Raw genomic sequence first — 21570 nt, forward strand, 5'->3', positions numbered from 1 at the left:
AATTAAATTTCAGCAACAAGTTTATTAACTATGTCACTGTGAGCTTCTGGATCAATCGAACGTTGAAGAATTTTCTCTGCACCAGTTACGGCAAGAGTAGCAACTTGCTTACGCAAGTCATCTTTAACGCGATTACGTTCGTTTTCAATTTCAGCTTGACCTTGAGCGATGATTTTCGCACGCTCTGTATCAGCTTCAATTTTAGCTTCTTCAACTATTTGAGCTTTACGCTTATTAGCTTGCTCAATAATTTCATTAGCAGTCGCCTTCGCTTCTTTTAGTTGCTCATTAGCTTTCGCTTGAGCCAACTCTAGATCTTTTGCAGCACGTCCTGCATCAGCTAGCCCATCGGCAATTTTCTTCTGGCGTTCTTCGATAGCGTTCATCAATGGCGGCCATACAAACTTCATGCAAAACCACACGAAGAGTGCAAAAGAAATCGCTTGGCCTAGCAGGGTAGCGTTAATACTCATAACGACAACTCCTTCTAAGGGGGGCGATTAGCCAGCTAATTGACCTAAGAATGGGTTAGCGAATACGAAGAATAATGCAACACCAACTGCAATCATTGAGATCGCATCAAGTAGACCAGCTACGATGAACATCTTAGTTTGTAATGCTGGAGCTAGTTCTGGTTGACGAGCTGAAGCTTCTAAGAATTTACCACCTAAGATAGCAAAACCAATACCAGTACCTAGCGCTGCTAAGCCAATCATGATCGCAACAGCTATTGCTGTAAAGCTAATTACAGTTTCCATTTTATCTCCGATAAATAACTAATTTTAAATAAATTAATGTTCTTCATGTGCCATGCTTAGATATACAATCGTAAGCATCATGAAGATAAACGCCTGCAGCACAATAACCAAAATATGGAAAATAGCCCAAGGCACTGATAGTGCAAACTGAGCCCACCAAGGCATCAGTGCTATCAGAATAAAGATCAACTCACCTGCATACAGGTTACCAAACAGACGAAGCGATAATGAAATCGGTTTCGCAATCAGAGTCACTGTTTCCAATACTAAGTTTACTGGAATCAAAGACCAATGATTGAAAGGTTGTAAGGTCATTTCTTTTGTGAAACCACCAAATCCTTTTACTTTAATACTGTAAAAAACAATCAACGCAAACACACTCAAGGCTAGACCTAGAGTTACGTTTAAGTCGGTTGTTGGTACAATTTTAAGGTAAGGAACACCTAAAAATCTGTTTGCGGCTTCAGGTACAAAGTCAACTGGAATTAAGTCCATTAAATTCATCAGGAAAACCCAGACAAAGATAGTCAGACCTAATGGTGCGATAACAGCGTTACGCCCATGAAATGAGTCTTTAACGATTTTATCTACACCTTCCACGCACATTTCAACGAAACATTGAAATTTACCTGGAACGCCAGTTGTTGCTTTTTGTCCTACTTTGAAGAATGCCCACAAAAATAGAACCCCAAGACCTACTGAAAACAAAAGTGAGTCAATGTGCCAAGTCCAAAAACCGGCATCTTGACATGCATGATTAAAAGCAATTCCGCCATCAGCAGAACACATTTTCGCATTAGTCAGGTGATGCTGGATATACTCGGAAGCATTTAATGCTTCACCAGTTGTCGCCATGATTAATCTCACTTAATTTTGCTTGAAGTATAAAGGGGCTGTCCAAGGTATTAGTAATGCCAACAAATAACAGCTAAATAACGGCAAAAATGGCGTTTTTAGCATGCCAAATGCGATGGCAAACAACACAATGGTTAGCAGCAACTTTACCGCTTCCCCCAAGAAAAACATCCAAACGACTTTTCCTGACGCTTTAGCTCCCGCATGAGAGAAAGCAAGGGTTGCGAATACAAAATTAGGGAGTACAGCAATGAGACCACCTGCCAAAGCAGATAAGCCATACTGAGCTCCCCACAGAGCGAAAAAGAAAATTGAAGTTCCCCCAGCTACCGCCGCCTGTAACAACACTATTCGATAGGCTGACCACCGGCCACGACGCGCTAAAACCTTACTCAATTTTGAATCTCCGCATTAGTACTTATTTTTCCACTAGGCCATTAATGTGATCATTAACGACTCAGACAGGAAAAAAAGCATGCAAAGTATACCTTTTCACACCTTGTTTGCAACTTTGATGAGAGGTTAAACAGTGATATTAGGCGTGATTTGGCTTTATATTTCTAAAAACTCAAAATTACGCCTTGTTACAAAGTTACTATTGAAATGACTTTGTTGAGGGATTTAGTGAATTTTGCTAAGTATTCCATCTAATTCAGCAAGATCTTGGTAGTTTATTACAATTTTACCCTTGCCTTTAGTGCCATGATTAATAGCCACTTTAGCACCTAGTTTTTCAATTAACTGTTGCTCCAAGCGGGTTACATCATGATCTTTAGTTGGTTTTTCAGCTTCTTTAGCAGGATTTAGGGCTTTATTAACTAATCGTTCAGTTTCTCGAACTGTCATTTCTTTAGAAGCGACCAATCGAGCTAAATTAGTTTGCTCTTCACCTTCAATTGCTAGCAGTGCGCGAGCATGACCCATGTCAATATCGCCATACTCTAATAAACGCTTCACAGGTTCATTTAAACTATTTAAACGTAATAAGTTAGACACACTTGCTCTAGATTTACCGACCGCATCGGCAGTTTGCTGGTGAGTTAATTCAAACTCTTCGAGTAAACGTTGTAATGCAATCGCTTCTTCCATTGCATTTAGGTCTTCACGTTGAATATTTTCAATTAACGCAATAGCAACCGCTGACTCATCAGGTACCTGCTTAACAATACAAGGGACTTTGTCTAGTTGAGCAATTTGTGATGCGCGCCAACGACGTTCACCAGCAATAATTTCATACTTTTCAGCATCAACTTTACGCACCACAATAGGTTGAATCACCCCTTGTGACTTAATTGACTCTGCTAACTCTTCTAACGCTTCAGGTGACATATCTTTACGCGGTTGATACTTACCAGACTGCAGTAAATCTAAATCGAGCATCAGTAAGCCATCTTCCTGTGGCGATTGGGTTACTTTTGCTTCTGTTTGAGTCTGTTCAGTTTTTCGGCTCGCAGCGTTGCTGTTGCTTAACAAAGCATCTAAGCCTTTACCTAAACCGCGTTTTTTTAACGTCATTTTATTCCCTTACGCTTACTTAGATTCTGTTTGTTGCTCAGCGCGGCGAATAATTTCTCCGGCTAAAGCTAAATAGGCTTTTGCACCTGCACTGGACTTGTCGTAATACATTGCTGGCGCACCAAAACTCGGCGCTTCAGCTAAACGAATATTTCGTGGGATCACTGTGCGATAAACTTTTTCACCAAAATGCTGTTTAAGTTGATCAGATACATCATTTGATAATCGATTTCGAGGATCGTACATAGTACGCAAAATCCCTTCGATATTTAACGTAGGATTTACCATTGCACCTAATTTAGTAATGGTATCGATCAGAGCAGTTAAGCCTTCTAAGGCATAATACTCACACTGCATTGGCACCAATACAGAGTCTGCCGCAGACATGGCGTTCACCGTCAACATGTTCAATGAAGGTGGACAGTCAATAAAGATGAAATCATAATCATCTTTAACTTCTGCAAGTGCATTCTTTAATCGAATTTCTCTGGCAAAAAACTCCATGAGTTTGATTTCTGCAGCAGTAACGTCACCATTACCGGCAATAAGATCGTATTTACCCGTCGTATCTTTAATGACTATTTCGGCAAAAGGCTTTTCTTCGACAAGTAACTCGTAAGCCGTGTTTTCAACTTCGTACTTATCGACACCACTGCCCATAGTGGCATTACCCTGTGGATCAAGATCGATTAACAGCACTTTGCGTTTTGTGGCCGCAAGTGAGGCTGCTAAATTAACACAAGTTGTTGTTTTTCCTACGCCACCTTTCTGGTTAGCTACGGCAATGATTTTACCCACGTGTTCACCCTAAGGACATATTTACGATGTCCGATAATATTTATTCTATTGCTAGTGCTATTTTTGCTTCACTAGCTTTAACAGATGTCTTTGCTCATCTAACCTTGGTACTGTTAACGTGATTGTTTCAACCACGTCAAACCCAGCAGGAATACTGGTTAACTCAGCATCACTCAATTGGCCTTTTAGCGCATAAAATTGACCATTGTCAGCTGGTAAGTGATGACACCAAGTCAACATATCTTCAATTGACGCAAATGCACGACTGATCACACCATCAAATTTCTGTTCAGGCTCATAAGCCTCAACACGGCTTTCAACTGATGTAATGTTATTAATTTTTAATTCAAACTGAACCTGTTTTTGAAAACGGATCCGTTTTCCTAAACTGTCCAGTAATACGAATTCTTTGTCGGGATTTAAAATTGCTAATGGGATCCCTGGTAAACCTGGTCCCGTTCCGACATCAATGAACCTTTGCCCTTTAAGATAAGGAGAAACCACCAAACTGTCCATAACATGACGGATTAACATCTGTTCAGGATCTCTGACTGATGTCAGGTTATAGGCTTTATTCCATTTATTTAGCATGGTAACAAACCCAACCAATTGTTGCTGTTGAGTTTCAGTCGCTGAAATATTGGTTTCAGCTAGATAAGTTTTAAGTTGATCGGCTAGCACGCTAAGTGACCTCAAAATCAAAGGGAATCATAAATCATCGGGTATTATGAATGGCAGAAATGACTAAGGGAAGCCTCAAAGCTTCCCTTATTAGTTAAAACACAACTTTTTACTGCTATTTAGGCGCTTTTACGCAATAAACCGCGTTTTTTTAAGTGAACAAGTAAAATTGAAATCGCAGCTGGCGTCATTCCAGAGATTCGAGAAGCTTGGCCAATGGTTTCTGGCTTATGCTCATTCATCTTAGCGATGACTTCATTAGATAAGCCTGCTACTTCTTGATAATCAAGATCTAACGGTAAACTAGTGGTTTCATGACGAATGGCTTTATCGATTTCACCTTGCTGTCTTTGGATATAGCCCGAATATTTTACTTGAATTTGAACTTGTTCTGCAGCGCGTGGATCTTCAATCGCTGGGCCAAAACCTTCTAAGCTCATGAGCTTTTGGTAATCCATTTCTGGACGGCGCAATAAATCTTCAAACGAAGCTTCACGTGAAATAGGCGTATTTAATTCAGGATTTAATACATCTAACAAAGGTGAATTGTTATGAACCCAATTACTGCGTAAACGCTGTAATTCAGTTTCAATCGATTCTCTTTTCTCATTAAATTTCTGCCAACGTTCATCATCAACAAGGCCAAGTTCGCGACCTTTTTCAGTCAAACGTAAATCAGCATTGTCTTCTCGCAGTAATAATCGATACTCCGCACGGCTAGTGAACATGCGGTAAGGCTCTTTTGTCCCTAAAGTTGATAGATCATCAACTAAAACACCAATATAAGCTTGATCACGTCTTGGACACCAAGCTTCTTTGCCTTGAACTTGTAATGAAGCATTCATACCAGCAAGTAAGCCCTGTGCACCGGCTTCTTCATAGCCGGTTGTACCATTGATTTGTCCAGCAAAGAACAAACCATCAATATTTTTGGTTTCTAATGAATTCTTCAGATCTCGTGGATCAAAATAATCATATTCAATGGCATAACCTGGTCGAATGATCTCAGCATTTTCCATACCTTGAATTGATCGGACTAAATTTAGCTGAACATCAAATGGTAAACTGGTTGAGATCCCGTTTGGGTAGATCTCATTAGTCGTTAAACCTTCAGGTTCAATAAATATTTGATGCGAAGTCTTGTCAGCAAAACGATTAATTTTATCTTCAATCGATGGGCAGTATCTTGGGCCAATGCCTTCAATAACCCCTGAATACATTGGACTGCGATCAAGTCCTCTACGAATAATATCGTGTGTTTTTTCATTGGTATGAGTGATATAACAAGAGACTTGCTGCGGGTGTTGGCTTACATCACCGATAAACGACATTACCGGCAATGGCGTGTCACCTTTTTGCTCTTGCATCTTGTCAAAATCAATGCTGTTTGCATCGATTCTTGGTGGTGTGCCTGTTTTAAGACGTCCTACACGAATAGGTAATTCTTTTAAACGGTTTGCTAATGCGATAGCTGGTGGATCGCCAGCACGTCCGCCGCTGTAGTTTTCTAATCCAATATGGATTTTCCCGCTTAAAAAAGTGCCTGTTGTCAGTACAACACTTGGAGACTCAAATGCTAAGCCCATTTGAGTAACTACACCAATAACTTTATTATTTTCAACAACTAAGTCATCTACGGCTTGTTGGAAAATACGTAAGTTTGGTTGGTGTTGAAGAATTTGTTGGATCTTTTGACGATAAAGCGCTCTATCAGCTTGTGCACGAGTGGCTCTTACTGCTGGGCCTTTGCTTGAATTTAAGGTTCTAAATTGAATACCAGCGAAATCAGTGGCTGTTGCCATTGCTCCACCTAAAGCGTCAATTTCTTTAACTAAATGACCTTTACCAATTCCGCCTATGGCTGGGTTACAAGACATTTGTCCGAGGGTATCGATATTGTGAGTCAGTAAGAGGGTTTTTGATCCCATTCTTGCTGCTGCAAGTGCCGCTTCCGTTCCGGCATGACCACCACCAACAACAATTACATCAAACCGTTCATGAAAATGCATTTTGTAACCTTGGATAAAAGTAATTTTTCTAATTTACAGTTAAATCAGAATTTAAATCGAAAGACTGTTTCAGCCGAGTATTTTAGCACTTGCTTTGCCTTTCGGGAATGATCAATTTTCTCATTTTGATCAGACACGCTTCACTTAATAGATCTTAAGATCTTTAAATAGATCTTTTTATTACTATTACTATTAGGATCGCCCTTTTCTGTGGAAAACCTTATTTTTTGTTTATAATCATTAGGTAACGACAAAACGATCCTGTGATCTAGCTGCGATCTATTTCAATATAACTTGGGGATAGATCGCCTAGTTATCCACAGGGGGGATCATTAACAAGATCGGGTGTAGATCAATACAAAGTTATGATCGGATAAAATAATAGCTTATCCACATAGTTATCTTCTAAATTAACTTATTGTGGATAAGATTGGATGATATTGTGAGTATAAATGAAGATATTAACTAAGTTGATTGATTAAATACTTGCTTGCCACTCAGATAACCAAGCTAAAGCAGCATCTTCAGGCACAGGATCCCTTTGTACATCAATTTGGATCTTATTCACAATTGGCTTTGCATCTAAACGATCTAGCTCAGAAATTATTTTTTCAGGTCCTTGGCAAAAAGTATCGTAACTTGAATCACCAATGGCACATAAAGCATATTTTAACGACTTAAGATCGCCATTATTACCAAATAATTGCCGATAAAAGGGCTCAATATTGTCTGGAAGATCGCCAGCTCCATGTGTTGAACAGACAATTAACCACAGTGAATCTGGGTCTAAATCAGTTAGATTTGGGCTTAAATGTATTTGAGTTTGGTGGCCTATATCGGTCAATTGAGCCGCCATATCATCTGCTACGTACTCGGTTCCGCCTTGCGTTGTACCGACTAATATCTCTACTTTTGCCATTTGAACACCTTATTTTTGGCTACGATTAACCATAGTTTTAAGCATAGTTTACGCAGATTTGTCATTGCACAAAGCGCTTTTTGTCCGTATTTTCAAAGATAACTTTTAACAAATGTGTAACTTATCTATGTCTCTTGTTTCTATTACGGCTGAAATTGCTGATTTAGCATGGGGGCCACACATGCTGGTTCTATTAGTCGGTGGTGGTCTTTTTTTTCTTATTTATTCTAGGTTTATCCCATTTCGTTATATTGGTCATGCCATCAATATAGTCAGAGGGAAATACCCTGAAAAAGGGGCTAAAGGCCATATTACACATGCTGGTGCGTTATCCAGTGCGATGGCAGGCACTGTGGGAATGGGCAATATTGGTAGTGTCGCCGTAGCTATAATGGTGGGTGGACCAGGTGCTATTTTTTGGATGTGGATCAGTGCGATTGTGGGGATGGCGACGAAATTCTTTACTTGTACCTTGGCTATTATGTATCGCGGTAAAGATGAAAATGGTGATGTACAAGGTGGACCTATGTACATTATCACCCAAGGACTGTCTAAGAAATGGCACTTTTTAGCGGTATTTTTCTGTGTTGTAGGCTTAGTGGGCAACTTTCCATTATTTAATGCCAATCAATTAGTGCAGATCATTCGTGAATGGCTAATCGTGAAACCGGGACATTTTCCAGCTGGTGAATCAACTTTTTGGGTCGATCTTTCCCTTGGTATTGTAGTGATGTTGATTGTCGCAAGCGTCATTTTAGGTGGGATCAAACGTATAGCATCGGTGGCATCTAAAGTGGTGCCATTAATGATCTTCATTTATATGGGTTGTGCTTTTTATGTGATAGCCACTAATTTAACTGATATTCCCGGTTATTTTGAGCTGATTATTAGTGAAGCTTTCTCACTTAATTCTGTGGGAGGAGGCATATTAGGTACCATGTTGATTGGGATCCGCAGAGCAGCTTTTTCTAATGAGGCGGGTATTGGTACAGAGGTAATGGCTCACGGGAGTGCCAAAACTAATGAACCAGTTAAAGAAGGCTTAGTAGCCATGTTAGGCCCTGCTATTGATACATTAATTGTGTGCACCGCAACGGCTATGATCATTTTAATATCGGGGGTTTGGCAAGGCGGGGAAGCGCAAGGTGTGAACTTATCAGCTCAAGCATTTGAAGTGACTATGCCTGGCGTTGGTCCCTATTTACTGATCCTTTGTGTGGTGTTTTTCAGTATTAGTACCATTTTCACGCAAGCTTTTTACGGTGGGCAATGTTTTGCATTTTTATTTGGCCGTAAAAGACTACGTTTATATCAGTGCTTTTTCTTGCTGGCGATCTTATTTGCTGCAACAGCCACAATTCAAGAAATCGTTAATATTATTGATGCTGCTTATGCCTTAATGGCGATTCCAACCATGACCTCTGCAATTTTATTAGCCCCTAAAGTCAGAGCTGCTTCTAAGAAGTACTTTGCAAAATTGGCGCAAAATAATTCATAAATGTGTCGTGAATTCTAAAATATATTCATTATAACGGATCAAAAAGGGAGTGATTATTCACTCCCTTTTTGTGTTCGGTCATAAGAAATAATGACTTACTTTAATAAGTACTTTGCATGAAACCGAAGATGATCTTCTATAAAGCTACTGATAAAGAAGTAGCTATGATCATAACCTTCCTGCATGCGTAATGTCAGTGGGTATTGCTGAGTTTTGGCGGCATCAACTAAGGTTTCAGGCTTTAGTTGTTCGGTTAAGAAGTTATCTTCAGTGCCTTGATCCACCAGCATAGGCAGTTTAACAGTTGAATTTTTCATTAATTCACTACTATCGTACTCAGCCCAGATGGTTTGATCTGATCCTAAATAACCATTAAAGGCCTTTTGTCCCCAAGGGCAATTTATAGGGTTACAAATCGGACTAAATGCTGAAATTGACTGATATTGCTCAGGTTTTTTAAGGCCAATCGAAATAGCGCCATGGCCGCCCATTGAGTGACCACTAATACTACGCATGTTACTGACAGGAAAGTGCTGCTCAATCAATGTAGGTAGCTCTTTCACCACATAGTCATACATTTGATAGTGGGTATTAAAGGGGGCTTGGGTAGCGTTGAGGTAAAACCCTGCTCCTAATCCAAAATCATAGGCTGCAGATTCATCATCTGCGACATTCTCACCACGTGGACTGGTATCTGGGGCAACGATGGCGATACCTAATTCTGCGGCGACACGCTGAATCCCTGATTTTTGCATGACGTTTTCGTCGGTGCAAGTGAGTCCTGACAGCCAATAAAGCACGGGTACTTTTTGTGAAGCGGCTTGTGGCGGCAGATAAATAGCAAAGCGCATGTGGCAATTTAGCGTATCTGAATGGTGGCGATATTGCTTTAGCCAGCCGCCGAACATTTTATTACTACTGACGTTTTCTAAAGTCATTTGATTGATCGCTTATGATAAAAATGCCCTTAGCATAAGGTTAAGGGCATGATATTAATCCAACACAACAATAATATTTACTTATCGAAGTGAATGACTGAACGGATGCTTTCACCGCTATGCATTAAATCAAAGGCATCATTTATTCCTTCAAGACCCATGGTATGAGTAATGAAGTGATCCAGCTTAAATTCACCATTTAAGTATTGCTCAACAATACCGGGTAATTGACTACGGCCTTTAACACCGCCAAATGCACTCCCTTTCCAAACTCGACCAGTGACCAATTGGAATGGACGGGTTGAAATTTCTTGGCCTGCACCGGCAACACCAATAACAACCGATTCGCCCCAGCCTTTATGACAACACTCAAGCGCACTGCGCATGACATTAACGTTACCAATACATTCAAACGAGAAATCTACCCCGCCATCCGTCATTTCCACAATGACATCCTGAATCGGTTTGTCATAATTTTTGGGATTAATACAATCAGTCGCACCTAATTTAGTGGCTAATTCAAATTTTGATTCGTTTAAATCAACACCAATAATGCGACTCGCACCAGCCATAGTGGCACCAATAATGGCTGATAAACCAATGCCACCTAGGCCGAAAATGGCCACAGTGTCGCCTTTTTGCACTTTAGCGGTATTAAATACGGCGCCCATACCTGTTGTTACACCACAGCCTAATAAACACACTTCTTCAAGTGGGGCTTTTGGATTCACTTTTGCTAAAGAAATTTCTGGAAGCACGGTATATTCTGAAAAGGTTGAGCAGCCCATGTAGTGGAAGATTGGCTGCCCATCTTTATAAAAGCGTGTCGTACCATCAGGCATTAAACCTTTGCCTTGGGTTTCACGTACAGCGCTACATAGGTTGGTTTTACCTGAAGTACAGAATTTACATTTACCACACTCGGCTGTGTATAGCGGAATGACGTGGTCACCTACTTGTACACTGGTAACGCCTTCACCGACCATTTCCACAATACCGCCACCTTCGTGACCTAAAATGACCGGGAAAATACCTTCTGGATCATCGCCTGACAAGGTGAAAGCATCGGTATGACAAACACCAGAAGCAATAATCTTAACCATAACTTCACCAGCTTTTGGATACATGACATCCACTTCTTCAATTGATAATGGTTGTCCCACTCCCCATGCAACAGCGGCTTTAGATTTTATATATTGTGCTGACATTGTGTTTGTCCTTTTAGCGTGACGATAAAAATGTGGATCTACACAGTGTAGATCATACCGTGTAGAAGATAAGTCTATTGTATTTATTTTCTGTCAGTTGATAATAAGCTTAAATTGCAAATAACTTTTACGAGTGAGTAACAATGCTGCCATGGGAAGGAGTTTATGAATTTGTTGCAGTAGCTGAAACGGATAGCTTTACTGCTGCGGGTAAGCGTTTGTCGATTTCAACAGCACAAGTCAGTCGTCAAATTAGTCAAATTGAAAATAGACTAAGTACCAAACTGTTTTATCGCACGACACGAAAAGTATCGTTAACCGAAGAAGGACAGGTTTTTTATCGTCATTGCCGTCAAGTTATCGATGGTCTTGAAGAAGCTGAGCGGGCGATAACCAGTTTACAGAATAAGCCTCAAGGCCTGATTAAACTGACAGCGCCTGTAACTTACGGTGAAAAATTTATTATGCCGATTGTGACTGACTATATGCAGCAATATCCAGATGTAGAAGTTATATGTGAGTTAACCAATCGACAATTAGATTTGGTAGAAGGCGGCTATGATCTTGCTATTCGTTTAGGCCGATTAGCAGACTCAAGCATGATGGCTAAACGATTAACTAGCCGAGAACAATTTGTTTGCGCTTCGCCTGAGTATATTAGCCGTTTTGGTGCACCTTATTCGTTATCAGAACTGAGCCAGCATAATTGCTTAATCGGCTCACAATCCCATTGGCACTTTACTGAATCAGGTAAAAATAGAAGTATAAAAGTGCAAGGGAACTTGCAGTGTAGTAGTGGCATTAGTTTACTTGATGCGGCATTAAAAGGCTTAGGTATTGTACAACTGCCAGGATATTACGTTCAGCAGGCTATTAACGATAATAAGTTAACGGTATTACTGGCACCGTTTCAACAAGAAAAAGAAGGGATTTGGGCCTTGTACCCACAAAACCGTCATTTGTCTCCTAAAGTAAGGTTGTTAGTAGATAAATTGACATTTTCTCTTACTCAGCAGTAATTTACTTGTTATTTCCCTCGATTTTATTGTGAGTTACCGATTTGGAATAGGTTCCAAATCGGTAACTCACATCCATATTTGATTAAATTATGCGCTATATTTCATTTTTGAATATCTACTCCTTTAGATATAGCTAACTGCTGCCTAATTCCCTTTTTGGAATTGATTCCATCTTTATGATGAAAGGGTCAATTTAAACAAAGGGTGATGACCTATGAGTAATGTAGATCTGTTAGGACGCCGTAAATTTATTGCTGGACTAGGTGTAGCAGCTGGGGCTGCAATGGTAGCCCCTGCGATGGCTGTTTCTGAAAAGGCAGACGGTGTTAAGTGGGACAAGGAAATTGAAATTGTCATTATTGGTTCGGGTTTCGCAGGATTAGCCGCCGCAATTGAAGCGACTAAACTAGGCGCTAAAGATGTCCATATTTTCGAGAAAATGTCTTATTTTGGTGGTAATTCGGCGATTAATGGTGGCTTGTTTGCTGCCCCTGGTACGCCAATGCAATCTAAAGAAGGCGTGAATGACTCAGTAGAGCGCATGGTTGCTGATCAAATGGCTGCTGGACGTGGTATCGCTGATGAAGCTTTATTACGCCATGTTGCAGAACATGCAATGGAAGCGTTGCAAATGACCTTTGATGCGGGGTCTGAATACCATCCATATTTACAGCAACTTGGTGGTCATTCGGTGGCGCGTACTTACCAAACAACTGTGAGTTGTGGCGCGGGTATCACTCAGCCTTTATTACATAAGTGTCGTGAATTGGGTGTTCATACCCATAATCGCTCGAAATTTGAAGGTTTCTTGATTGGTGATAAAGGTGAAGTTGTAGGCGTTAAAATGCGTGATAACTACCACTTTGGCGAAGACCAACCTGGAAAAATTATTAATATCCGCGCAAAACGCGGTGTGATAATGGCAACTGGCGGCTTTGCTCAAAACGTTAATTTACGTATGGCGCAAGATCCAACATTAACCTCTGAAGTGGGTTGTACCAATGCGCCTGGTGCTACAGGTGAGGGGATGTATGAAATGTTCCGCTTAGGCGCGGTACCAGTTCATTTAGCGCATATTCAATCTGGCCCTTGGGCATCACCTGATGAAGGTGGATTTGGATATGTGTCTAACTACTCTATTTATAACTTTCCACATTCAATTGCGATTAACCGTTTAACTGGTCAGCGCTTCATGAATGAAATTGCCGACCGTAAAACTCGTGCTGATGCTGAGTTAGCTTGTCGTGATGAAAAAGGCAATGCATTACCGCCAATCTTAATTACCAGCTATAAGGATTCTAAAAAGCATCCTAATACTAAAAAGGTCATTAAGTATAACGTCGGCTGGAAGTTTGATTCTGTCGAAGAATTAGCTGCGCATTTCAAAGTGCCATTAAAAGCACTTAAAACCCAAATTGAACAATATAACCAGTATGTTAAGTCAGGTGAAGATACTCAATTTGGCAAGAATATGACCAAAGCGAAAGATAAGTATATTGAAGCACCATTTACTGTGGTTCGTTTATGGCCAAAAGTGCATTACTGCCAAGGTGGCGTGCAAATTACCACTAAAGCTGAAGTGAAAGATAGCTTTACAGGTAACCCTATCAAGGGTTTATATGCCGCAGGTGAAGTGTGTGGTGGTATCCATGGTGTGAGCCGTTTAGGTAGTTGTTCTATCCCTGAGTGTATGGTCATGGGTATGACAGCCGCCCGTAGCACAATGAAAGCTTAACCCAATTAACAAGAGGAATTATTGATGAAAACATTAAAGATGATGCTTGCATTGGGATTACTTTGCTTAAGTAGTGCAACAGTACAAGCGGTAGAAATCAGAGCTTACCATCAAGACGTTATCGGCAAAGATTGTAAAGCTTGTCATGACAATGGTATTAAACAATTTCCATCAGACCAAGCTTGTCAGCAATGTCATGATGTGGATGAATTAGCTGAAACAACTGCCCGTAGTGAAGAGGATAAGTGGCAAAACCCACATAACAACTTACATTACGGTAAAGAGTTACCTTGTCAGGAATGTCATGGTGAACATAAAGCGAAAGAGCCGATTTGTAGTGACTGTCATACGTTTAAGTATGATAAGCACAAAAAATAATACTTAATTGTCACGCCTCAAAAGAAGATTGAGCTAGTACAAATAGTGAGTTATTAATTTGCCCATTTAAATTCATTTATGAAGTCTTCTGAAAGCCTCTAACTATCTGGTTAGAGGCTTTTTGTTTTTTAATCGTTTTGAATTATTAGCTATCAGCCACTTCTGCTAAGTTCTCAACATTGGCCTTGATTAGAGTGATCAGTTGCTGGGTTGCATCTGTTTGAGTATCTGGATTGAGGTATAGCGCTTCATTGAATACCGGCAATATAGGCAGTCCGTGCTCAACGGGATCTAATATCTGCATTTTATCGTTGATCCTAAATTCGGCAACGGGTGCAATAGTCAGATCATTTTCAACCGCCATACATAAGGCTTGCGGTGAGGGCGTTGAAAGTAATACGTTGATCGAGCGCATTGTCAGTTGGTGGTTAGCAAATACTTGGGCACGAATAGGGCAGTTTTCTGGGTATAAAGCCATTGGAATCGTACTACGTTTATGAGCATTACCATTTTTAGCAGCAACCCAATGAAAACGTCGCTCAAACAGTAATTCACCGTTGGCCGGTGTTTGCCAATGTGTCGCGACTATCACATCAAACTCACCTTGCTTTAGGCGTTTGTAAAGGTTGCCACTCACGTCTGTATCAATCACTAATTCTATACGAGTGAATTCACGAATAAATTCAAGTAAACAGCTACTTAGATAACGTTTTATATAGTCTGTTGGCACGCCAAGACGGATGATTTCACGGTTTTGACTATCTTTTAAATCATCTAAAGCTTGTGAATTCAGTTGCATCATTTTATAGGCGTAATTGAGTAAAGTGACACCAGACTCTGTCAGTGTTACCCCTTTATTATCGCGTATTAATAATGGCTGGCCGACACTCTCTTCCAACTTTTTTATTTGCAAACTCAATGCTGATTGAGTTCGACAAATTTGCTCAGCTGCTTTCGAAAGATTGCCATTTTCTGCGACCGCAATGAAGCTTTCTAGTAATTCAATTTTTAACATAGGCTTTAGAAAAACTGGCTATTGATAATGTTCATAGTGGTATCAGTATTACTTAATATCGAAGTCGTAAAAAGCTTGTTATCGTGTGAATGTGAACTGATAACATAATTTTGATATGAAGTAAGGAATGTAACATGGGAAGTTGGCAGCAAAGAGGTGAATACCTAGTTGAAGTGTCACAACGATGCTTAAAAGGACATAAAACTTTTGATTTATGCCGTTCACATTTAGTCAAAGCGAGCCAGATTTCAAAAGGGACTATTTATAATCACTTTCCGACAGAGGCTGATTTAATGGTCGCGGTTGCTATTAATGATTTAAATCGCTGGAGTGCTCAAGCTGAACTTGATAAACAGGATTATCAAGATCCTCTCATTCAATTTTTAGCTCATCAATGTTGGCGATTACACGACACTTTAGTGAATAAGACTTTTGTTATTGAAAGAGTTATGCCTAACTCTGAGGTGCTATCACAGGCAAGTGAAGTTTATCAGTTAGCATATCAGCAAAGCTACGATGCTTACTTTGTATGGTTCAATGAGATGATTGCTAGAATAGGTAAAGTTGAAGGCTTTAATCGAGGTGAGTTAGTGATTAACTATTTACGCGGCGCAATAATTAACACTGATGATGCTGATAAAGATGGTAATGATGTCCAGCTATATTATCAATACTGCTACGCCATTGTGCAGTTATTGGGGCATTCAGATAAGCGTTTACCTGGGATAGCTAAATTTCAAGAGTGGTTAAATAACATGCCGCAGCAACAGTGTGCGGCATAGGTTAAGTAAGGTGGAGAGTAAAACTCTGCACTCGATACAGGCTTAGCCTTGATAAAGTCTCCGTATATTATTCCTAATTAGCTTGTTTGAACTACACTGTTTAAGTGTGACTTTATTGCAAGTATTAGATGAAAAAGGAGGCGTATGAAAATATTGATCATTTGTTTTGTTGGATTTTTTTCCTCGAATATCTTTGCTGAAACATTCACTGCACATTGCCGCAATTACCCTCCTGAGTTATTTTTTGAAAATGGCGAATGCAAAGGTGTCGTTCCTGAAATGATGACTGATATCTTTATTGAGCTAGGGCATCAGATTAACTGGGAAAATGTACCATGGATCCGTTCTATTAAAGAAGCTGAAAGTGGCAAGGTAGACCTATTAGTTCGCCATTCTATGACTGAAGCAAGACAAGTATTTCTATATCCAATCGCATACGGTTATTACATAAGAAATCTGAATTTTTATAAATCTCCTAGGTTAGACGTAGATATAAAATCATATAAAGAACTCGATAATTATAGAGTTGGCGCTATTCGAGGTAATTTCTATTCACCAACATTTTCAACTTTCGAGAGTAGGGAGTTAACTCTGGTGGGTAAAACACAGCAATTGGTGGGAATGTTAGAAAGGAACCGTATAGATGTTGCCGTTACCTCAGCTTCTCATAATGTTGAGTTATTTGAGGGTAAGTTTGAAAAAATTACTCTTGTAGATACTTTTGAAAATCCTATGTATATCAGCATACCTAAAAAGTCTAAAGCAGTTAAATTGTATTCTGACGTGGCTAGATTGATAAAAGAGTATGGCGACACAGGTAAGATAAATCAGTACTTTGAACGATATGGATTAGAAGTGCCTGAACAAATTATTGAATAGATTACAGTGATAAAACCCAAAAATGCCAACATTCAAGCTGGCATTAATTCTAAACTGAATTCACGATATCGTGTTTTTATTAAAAACTCGTCATTATATTTTTTTGATAAAATCCATCACTTTAGCTTTGGGTAAACGAGTGATTGTTTGAATATTATCGAATGTTATGACTTGATGCGGACGGTGTAGCTCAATGGTATCAAGTTGGTGAAGCCATAAGTGACCGGTCATGGTTGCATCGGCTAACGCGCGGTGAAATACACCATCATTGGGTAATTGATGATAATCCACCAAGGTCCCTAATTTATGATTGGGCGCATCTTGGTTAATTCTGCGTGATAACAATAAAGAACAAGCAAACTGTCCAGAGTATTGGTAATTAATTCGCTCGAATTCAGCATCTAAAAACTTCTTATCAAAGCTAGCGTTATGGGCTACAAGGTTGAAGTCTTCAATAAAATTAGCAAACCGCGCCATGACCGTTTCGCAGTCATCGGCTGTTTGCAGCATTTGATTACTAATACCTGTGTAGTTTTCAATAAAACTATTTACACGGCGACCTGGATTCATCAATTCTTGAAATGAATCAACTACCACACCATCAACTAGCTTTACTGCACCAATTTCAATTGCGCGGTCACCATTATCTGGTGATAAACCTGTGGTTTCAAAGTCGAGAACGATGACGGTATTTGCTAATGTGCTTGATGCTATAGACACTGAATTTCTCTTTTAAATGTGGAACTTATTTACCAATACAAAATGAGCTAAAGATTTTACCCAATAGATCATCAGAGGTGAATTTACCGGTAATTTCAGATAGCGCCATTTGTGCCATGCGCAGTTCTTCTGCCAGTAACTCCCCTGCTAAATACACTTCCAGCTGTTCTTTACCTAGCTGTAAGTGACTTGATGCTAAGTCTAATGCTTCTAAATGGCGACGACGGGCGATAAAGCCGCCTTCTAGGTTACTTTGGTAACCCATTAATGTCTTAAGGTGCTGTTTAAGTTCTTCAACGCCTAAACCTGTTTTAGCAGAAATGCGGTAAACGTTATAACCATGTTCATCTGTGGTCATAACAGGCTCGCCGGTTAAATCAGCTTTGTTACGTACAACTGTGACGCCAAGTCTTGATGGTAGACGGTCGATAAAGTCAGGCCAAATATCATGAGGGTTAACATCAGTAGTGGTTGTGCCATCAACCATAAATAACACTCTATCTGCAGTGTCTATTTCATCCCAAGCTCGCTCAATACCTATTTTTTCTACGGTATCAACGGTGTCACGTAAACCTGCAGTATCGATAATATGCAGTGGCATACCATCAAGGTGAATATGTTCACGTAGCACATCACGAGTCGTACCTGCTATTTCAGTCACAATGGCAGACTCTTTACCTGCTAATGCATTCAGTAAACTCGATTTACCCGCATTCGGACGGCCTGCAATAACGACTTTCATGCCTTCACGGATAATCGAGCCTTGTTTTGCGCTCGCTTGAACTGAATCAAGTTTATCGATGATTTTATACAATGAGTTGGCAATTTTACCGTCTGATAAGAAATCGACTTCTTCATCGGGAAAATCAATCGCTGCTTCAACGTATAAGCGCAAGTTAGTGACTTGCTCTACGAGTTGATGTACCTCATCGGAGAATTCACCTTGGAGCGAGTTTAAGGCGCTTTTAGCAGCTTGTTCGCTGGTGGCATCAATTAAATCGGCAATGGCTTCAGCTTGGGTTAAATCAAGCTTGTCGTTCATAAAGGCTTGTTCACTAAACTCACCTGGCTTAGCAATACGAAGTCCTTCGACTTCCATCACACGCTTAATCAGCATGTCTAGTACGATTTGACCGCCGTGGCCTTGTAGTTCCAATACATCTTCACCAGTAAAGGAATTAGGTCCTTTAAAAAATAAGGCAATTCCTTGGTCAATGACTTCTCCAGAAGCACTTTTAAAGTCACAGTAATCGGCATAACGAGTTTTAGGTAAGTGGCCTAGAACGCTGTGCGCGACTTCAGTTGCTTTATCACCTGATACACGAATGATACCGACGCCGCCACGACCTGGTGCGGTTGCTTGTGCCACGATAGTGTCTGTCATTGAGGAAAACCTTGTTGAAAATAGTAAAGGAAAAGGCGGCTTAATAGCCGCCTTTAAAGATTATATCAGTTTGAGCTATGACTTATTTTAAGCCTTTTTTCTCAAGACCTGCATAAATAATCTTTTGTTGTGTAATCGCCACTAAGTTACCCACTAACCAGTATAGTACTAGGCCTGATGGGAACCATAGGAAGAACACAGTAAAGATAACCGGCATCCACTGCATCATCTTAACTTGCATAGGATCCATGGTTGGTGCCATTGGTTGCATTTTCTGCATTAACCACATTGACACACCCATTAGTAACGGTAGTACGTAGTAAGGATCTTGAACCGATAAATCGTCAATCCAAAGCATGAATGGTGCGTGACGCAATTCATAACTTTCTAGTAATACCCAGTATAATGCGATGAAAATTGGCATTTGCAGCAAGATAGGAAGACAGCCACCCATTGGGTTAACTTTCTCTTTCTTGTAAAGCTCCATCATTGCTTGACCCATCTTCTGACGGTCATCACCGAAACGTTCTTTCAGTTCAGCAAGTTTTGGCTGTAGGTTACGCATTTTTGCCATTGAGGTGTATTGCGCTTTAGTCAGTGGATATAACAGACCACGAACAGAAAGCGTAATTAAGATAATTGCCAAACCCCAGTTAGTTACAATCGACTGGAAGAACATCAGTAGTTTGTAAATTGGAATAGCTAACCACCAAAGGAAACCATAATCGACTACTAAGTTCAGGGTTTCTGAAATAGAAGAAAGGGCTTTCTGGTCTTTAGGACCTACAAAGAACTGTGCACTGATGGTTTGTTGTGTACCAGGAGCAATATCATGAACAGCACCACGGAAACCAATGTTCGCTTGTCCACCAGCACTCATGCTAGTGAAAATAGTGTTTGAATCAGTTGCTGGTGGCACCCAAGCTGACACGTAGTAATGTTGAAGCATTGCAGCCCAACCACCCAGTGTTTGTTGGTTCAGGTTACTTTTAGCAATATCTTCAAAATCATACTTTTCGTAACGCACGTTTTGAGTAGAGAATGCTGCACCACGGTAAGTTGGCATCATCATGCTGCTTTCAGATGCTTGAACGGTTTGTTTAATTTGACCGTACATTTGCATTTGAAGCGGAGCTGCAGTGGTGTTGTTAACGTTGTAATCAACAGTCACATCATATTGGCCACGAGTGAAGGTAAATACTTTGGTGTAACTTGCGCCATTTGCATCTACATAGCTTAATGGTACAGATAAAGAGTCTTTGCCAGCGGCTAATTCATATTCTTCTGATTCAGCAGAAAAATGCGCACGTCCATGAGTACTGCTATCAATACCATCACGACCGATTAAACCACTTTGAGAAATATAGTTGAATGTACCGTTTTGCTCTAATAGAACAAATGAGTCATCACTGTCGATTTCAACTTTATGGTCAACCAGCGCTGCGTAAACAATATCACCACCGACAGGGTCGATTTTGATATCTAGCTGATCAGTTTTAACTGAAATGAGGTTTTGCGTCGCCGGTAATTGAACAGGCATGCTTGAATCAGCATCGGGTACATCGCCAATGTTTGACGAAGGTACGTTATTCGTTTGAACAACCGATTGTGTTGCTGTCGGTTGTGGTGCTTTATCGTCTTGCCATGCTTGCCAAAGTAAAAAACTGACAAACAGTAGTGCGATAAGCATTAAATTGCGTTGAGATTCCATAGCCTATTTGTTACACCTGTCGTTTTTAGGGGGGACGGGATCACTTCCGCCGGGATGTAAAGGGTGACATTTTAGTATGCGTTTCGCTGCAAGCCAACAACCTTTCGCAGTTCCATGCGTTTTTATTGCATCAATTGCATAATAAGAGCACGTTGGGTTGAATCTACAGCGAGGTCCCAGCATGGGGCTGATAAGAAGTTGATAACCACGAATAGCCTTGGTGGCTAGCCATTGTAACGGCGACTGAGCTTGCGCCATAACTTCTCTGTTAATTTATGTAGTTCTGCATTTTCCATATCGACCACGCCATTTCGAACCAAGACTACAATATCAAGATTTGGGATGTCATGCTGACTTAAACGGAAATTTGTTCTGATTATTCGCTTAATACGATTACGGTCGCTGGCATTTTTAACAAAACGTTTAGCAACTGTTAACCCAATACGAGGATGTTGTTCTGAATTAGGTATAGCGAGCAGAGTTATTTCAGCAGAAGATGCTTTGATGGGATTTGAAAATACAGATTTAAATTGCGCGGGAGTTAACAAACGTAACTCCCGCGTAAAAGCATAGCTAGTCACTATGAATATCTACCGATTAAGCAGATAAACGAGCGCGACCTTTTGCACGACGACGTGCAATCACTTTACGGCCGCCTACAGTGGCCATACGTGCGCGGAAGCCGTGAGAACGCTTACGCTTCAGGTTGCTTGGTTGAAAAGTACGTTTACTCATTTTGGCAATCCGTATATTTAGTAGTTAATAAAC

At 40.3% G+C, this 21570-nt stretch carries 24 protein-coding genes; 6 read left to right on the forward strand and 18 right to left on the reverse strand.

What is annotated here, in order from left to right; genetic code table 11:
• Positions 1–2 precede the first annotated feature (2 nt).
• The 9 genes from atpF to mioC form a co-directional block, all read right to left on the reverse strand.
• Positions 3–473 carry a F0F1 ATP synthase subunit B gene (atpF, locus tag AB4153_RS19740; RefSeq protein WP_055025454.1) on the reverse strand — a complete coding sequence of 157 codons (471 nt, stop codon included), beginning with the start codon at positions 471–473 and terminating at the stop codon, positions 3–5.
• Between the two features lie 27 nt (positions 474–500).
• The gene (gene atpE / locus AB4153_RS19745; protein WP_012157432.1) at positions 501–758 is read right to left on the reverse strand and encodes a F0F1 ATP synthase subunit C; all 258 of its coding nucleotides are present in this window, start codon (positions 756–758) and stop codon (positions 501–503) included.
• A gap of 33 nt (positions 759–791) precedes the next feature.
• A complete protein-coding gene (gene atpB, locus AB4153_RS19750) occupies positions 792–1613 on the reverse strand; it encodes a F0F1 ATP synthase subunit A (RefSeq protein WP_102529135.1) in 822 nt (273 codons plus the stop codon).
• A gap of 12 nt (positions 1614–1625) precedes the next feature.
• Positions 1626–2009: an ATP synthase subunit I gene (locus tag AB4153_RS19755; protein ID WP_102529134.1), complete on the reverse strand. Its 384-nt coding sequence runs from the start codon at positions 2007–2009 to the stop codon at positions 1626–1628.
• 225 nt (positions 2010–2234) lie between these two features.
• A complete protein-coding gene (locus AB4153_RS19760; protein WP_102529133.1) occupies positions 2235–3128 on the reverse strand; it encodes a ParB/RepB/Spo0J family partition protein in 894 nt (297 codons plus the stop codon).
• A 15-nt stretch (positions 3129–3143) separates the two neighbouring features.
• Complete coding sequence (locus AB4153_RS19765) at positions 3144–3926, reverse strand: ParA family protein (protein ID WP_102529132.1); 783 nt, start codon at positions 3924–3926, stop codon at positions 3144–3146.
• A 57-nt stretch (positions 3927–3983) separates the two neighbouring features.
• Positions 3984–4607 (reverse strand): 16S rRNA (guanine(527)-N(7))-methyltransferase RsmG, encoded by a 624-nt coding sequence (gene rsmG / locus AB4153_RS19770; RefSeq protein ID WP_102529131.1) that lies wholly within the window; start codon positions 4605–4607, stop codon positions 3984–3986.
• Positions 4608–4726: 119 nt separating this feature from the next.
• Positions 4727–6616 (reverse strand): tRNA uridine-5-carboxymethylaminomethyl(34) synthesis enzyme MnmG, encoded by a 1890-nt coding sequence (mnmG, locus tag AB4153_RS19775; RefSeq protein ID WP_371998453.1) that lies wholly within the window; start codon positions 6614–6616, stop codon positions 4727–4729.
• Positions 6617–7094: 478 nt separating this feature from the next.
• The gene (gene mioC, locus AB4153_RS19780) at positions 7095–7535 is read right to left on the reverse strand and encodes an FMN-binding protein MioC (RefSeq protein ID WP_229370968.1); all 441 of its coding nucleotides are present in this window, start codon (positions 7533–7535) and stop codon (positions 7095–7097) included.
• 112 nt (positions 7536–7647) lie between these two features.
• On the opposite strand from mioC, the gene AB4153_RS19785 reads away from it, so the two are divergent.
• Positions 7648–9033 carry a sodium:alanine symporter family protein gene (locus AB4153_RS19785; RefSeq protein WP_303517394.1) on the forward strand — a complete coding sequence of 462 codons (1386 nt, stop codon included), beginning with the start codon at positions 7648–7650 and terminating at the stop codon, positions 9031–9033.
• A gap of 95 nt (positions 9034–9128) precedes the next feature.
• Here the strand turns inward: AB4153_RS19785 and fghA are convergent, their stop codons facing one another.
• Both fghA and AB4153_RS19795 read right to left on the reverse strand, forming a co-directional pair.
• On the reverse strand, positions 9129–9971 hold the full coding sequence (gene fghA / locus AB4153_RS19790) for an S-formylglutathione hydrolase (RefSeq protein WP_371998454.1): 843 nt from the start codon (positions 9969–9971) through the stop codon (positions 9129–9131).
• A 77-nt stretch (positions 9972–10048) separates the two neighbouring features.
• The gene (locus tag AB4153_RS19795) at positions 10049–11179 is read right to left on the reverse strand and encodes an S-(hydroxymethyl)glutathione dehydrogenase/class III alcohol dehydrogenase (protein WP_102529127.1); all 1131 of its coding nucleotides are present in this window, start codon (positions 11177–11179) and stop codon (positions 10049–10051) included.
• A 143-nt stretch (positions 11180–11322) separates the two neighbouring features.
• Between AB4153_RS19795 and AB4153_RS19800 the strand changes: the two genes are divergently transcribed.
• The 3 genes from AB4153_RS19800 (at position 11323) to AB4153_RS19810 (ending at position 14311) form a co-directional block, all read left to right on the forward strand.
• Positions 11323–12198 carry a LysR substrate-binding domain-containing protein gene (locus AB4153_RS19800; RefSeq protein WP_371998455.1) on the forward strand — a complete coding sequence of 292 codons (876 nt, stop codon included), beginning with the start codon at positions 11323–11325 and terminating at the stop codon, positions 12196–12198.
• A 214-nt stretch (positions 12199–12412) separates the two neighbouring features.
• Entirely contained in the window at positions 12413–13933 is a 1521-nt protein-coding gene (locus tag AB4153_RS19805) for a flavocytochrome c (RefSeq protein WP_371998456.1), read from the forward strand.
• Between the two features lie 24 nt (positions 13934–13957).
• The gene (locus AB4153_RS19810) at positions 13958–14311 is read left to right on the forward strand and encodes a cytochrome c3 family protein (protein WP_102529124.1); all 354 of its coding nucleotides are present in this window, start codon (positions 13958–13960) and stop codon (positions 14309–14311) included.
• Positions 14312–14456: 145 nt separating this feature from the next.
• Here the strand turns inward: AB4153_RS19810 and AB4153_RS19815 are convergent, their stop codons facing one another.
• Positions 14457–15326 carry a LysR family transcriptional regulator gene (locus tag AB4153_RS19815; RefSeq protein WP_229370982.1) on the reverse strand — a complete coding sequence of 290 codons (870 nt, stop codon included), beginning with the start codon at positions 15324–15326 and terminating at the stop codon, positions 14457–14459.
• A gap of 134 nt (positions 15327–15460) precedes the next feature.
• On the opposite strand from AB4153_RS19815, the gene AB4153_RS19820 reads away from it, so the two are divergent.
• Both AB4153_RS19820 and AB4153_RS19825 read left to right on the forward strand, forming a co-directional pair.
• Positions 15461–16108 carry a TetR/AcrR family transcriptional regulator gene (locus AB4153_RS19820; protein ID WP_248956943.1) on the forward strand — a complete coding sequence of 216 codons (648 nt, stop codon included), beginning with the start codon at positions 15461–15463 and terminating at the stop codon, positions 16106–16108.
• Between the two features lie 144 nt (positions 16109–16252).
• Positions 16253–16987, forward strand: a complete 735-nt coding sequence (locus tag AB4153_RS19825; protein ID WP_102529121.1) for an ABC transporter substrate-binding protein — start codon at positions 16253–16255, stop codon at positions 16985–16987.
• 93 nt (positions 16988–17080) lie between these two features.
• Here AB4153_RS19825 and AB4153_RS19830 read toward each other — a convergent pair whose 3' ends face one another.
• From AB4153_RS19830 to rpmH, 6 genes are all read right to left on the reverse strand, one after another.
• Entirely contained in the window at positions 17081–17707 is a 627-nt protein-coding gene (locus tag AB4153_RS19830; RefSeq protein WP_241906462.1) for a PolC-type DNA polymerase III, read from the reverse strand.
• Positions 17708–17732: 25 nt separating this feature from the next.
• A complete protein-coding gene (mnmE, locus tag AB4153_RS19835) occupies positions 17733–19091 on the reverse strand; it encodes a tRNA uridine-5-carboxymethylaminomethyl(34) synthesis GTPase MnmE (protein WP_371998457.1) in 1359 nt (452 codons plus the stop codon).
• Positions 19092–19173: 82 nt separating this feature from the next.
• Positions 19174–20802 (reverse strand): membrane protein insertase YidC, encoded by a 1629-nt coding sequence (gene yidC, locus AB4153_RS19840; protein WP_371998458.1) that lies wholly within the window; start codon positions 20800–20802, stop codon positions 19174–19176.
• A 3-nt stretch (positions 20803–20805) separates the two neighbouring features.
• Positions 20806–21060 carry a membrane protein insertion efficiency factor YidD gene (yidD, locus tag AB4153_RS19845; protein WP_102529118.1) on the reverse strand — a complete coding sequence of 85 codons (255 nt, stop codon included), beginning with the start codon at positions 21058–21060 and terminating at the stop codon, positions 20806–20808.
• Complete coding sequence (rnpA, locus tag AB4153_RS19850; protein ID WP_102529117.1) at positions 21027–21383, reverse strand: ribonuclease P protein component; 357 nt, start codon at positions 21381–21383, stop codon at positions 21027–21029. The genes yidD and rnpA overlap by 34 nt, the downstream gene beginning before the upstream one ends.
• Positions 21384–21399: 16 nt before the next feature.
• Complete coding sequence (gene rpmH, locus AB4153_RS19855; protein WP_011867659.1) at positions 21400–21537, reverse strand: 50S ribosomal protein L34; 138 nt, start codon at positions 21535–21537, stop codon at positions 21400–21402.
• Positions 21538–21570 lie beyond the last annotated feature (33 nt).

This window comes from Shewanella sp. 10N.286.52.E4 (genome assembly GCF_041468785.1).
GTDB classification, from domain to species: domain Bacteria; phylum Pseudomonadota; class Gammaproteobacteria; order Enterobacterales; family Shewanellaceae; genus Shewanella; species Shewanella electrodiphila.